At 68.8% G+C, this 1,245-nt stretch carries 2 protein-coding genes; one reads left to right on the top strand and one right to left on the bottom strand.

What is annotated here, in order from left to right:
- Positions 1-347, bottom strand: a 347-nt coding sequence (locus GT045_RS18570) for a sigma factor (RefSeq protein ID WP_272926869.1), incomplete at its 3' end; no start/stop codon positions are given.
- Positions 348-592: 245 nt separating this feature from the next.
- Between GT045_RS18570 and GT045_RS18565 the strand changes: the two genes are divergently transcribed.
- Positions 593-970 carry an STAS domain-containing protein gene (locus GT045_RS18565; protein WP_161293920.1) on the top strand — a complete coding sequence of 126 codons (378 nt, stop codon included), beginning with the start codon at positions 593-595 and terminating at the stop codon, positions 968-970.
- Positions 971-1,245 lie beyond the last annotated feature (275 nt).

The raw sequence follows: 1,245 nt of genomic DNA, 5'->3' as shown, positions 1-1,245 counted from the left end.
CGGTCGATCGCCTTGATCAGGCCGATGGTGCCGACCTGGATGATGTCCTCCATCGGCTCGCTGCGGGAGCGGAAACGGGAGGCGGCGAACTTGACGAGCGCGAGGTTCAGCTCGACGAGGGTGTTGCGGACGTACGAGTACTCGTACGTCCCCTCCTCCAGCGCCTCGAGACGCTCGAAGAGAGTCTTGGACAAGGCCCGCGCGTCGACCGGGCCGATCTCGTCGTACGGGGGGATCTCCGGAAGACCCTCGAAGAGGGCGAGGGGATCGATGGGATGATCCAGTTGTTCCGGTGGGGGTGTCGACGTCGCGATCCGGGTATGCGACTCGTCGAGCCGGGGTGACATGGGTGTCCTCCATCGTTCTCGGCATATGGCTGCCGAAGCCAGTACGTGCACTGCGGTGTGCGGCGCCTCCGAAGCCGGCGTGTAGGAATGTGTGCCCTACTAGCCCTACCCGCTGCACCGAGCGAGTCGCAAGTGCATTCTGTGACGCTATGTCCGTTTGTGTGCGGATGTTCGGGTGTCGGAGTGCGCGGGGAAGGCGTAATGTTCGAGGGCATCAGCAGCCACGACCTCGGGAGAGAGACGGCATGGACCACGGGACGGTCGGCAGCGCACAGTCGGGCCGGCTTCTGGTGGAGGTGCGGGAAGAGGGCTCCAGCGCCGTTGTGACACCTGCGGGTGAACTCGACCACCACACCGCCGATCTTTTGCGTGAGCCCCTCGACGACCTCCTGGACAAGGGCTTCTCGCGGCTCGTTGTGGACTGCTCACGCCTGGAGTTCTGTGACTCCACCGGGCTGAACGTCCTGCTCGGCGCGCGACTGAAGGCCGACGCGGCGGGCGGTGGTGTCCACCTGGCCGGCATGCTGCCGGTCGTCGCCCGCGTGTTCGAGATCACAGGGGCCGAGGCGGTCTTCACCGTTCACGACTCCGTGGAGGCGGCCCTGGCCGACGGTGCCGACTGAACGCGCCGCGCCTCCCCCTCCGGTCCGGTCCGCGTACCGGCCCCCGTCGGCGTTGCGTGTGTCACGCCGAACACGGGGGTGTTCCGGCGGATCGGTCGGGCAGGAGAAGGCAGAAGAAGGCAGGAGGCGTCCTATCGGGCACCGGCCGCCGGATCCCGCGGGGCCCGGCGAACGGCCCGGACGGGACGCGCGGACGAACGACCTGGACGGAACGCGCGTCCGGCGGACGGCCGGGCGACGCAACCCGGCCGGCCGGCCGGGCGGCCGGCGCCCGC

Origin of the sequence: Streptomyces sp. SID486, assembly GCF_009865385.1 — a bacterium.
GTDB lineage: Bacteria > Actinomycetota > Actinomycetes > Streptomycetales > Streptomycetaceae > Streptomyces.
This window is presented reverse-complemented; position numbering and strand designations above follow the sequence as displayed.

Excerpts from the sequence above, each read along its gene's own strand:
- GT045_RS18565 (WP_161293920.1), top strand. The coding sequence starts at position 593 with ATGGACCACGGGACGGTCGGCAGCGCACAGTCGGGCCGGCTTCTGGTG.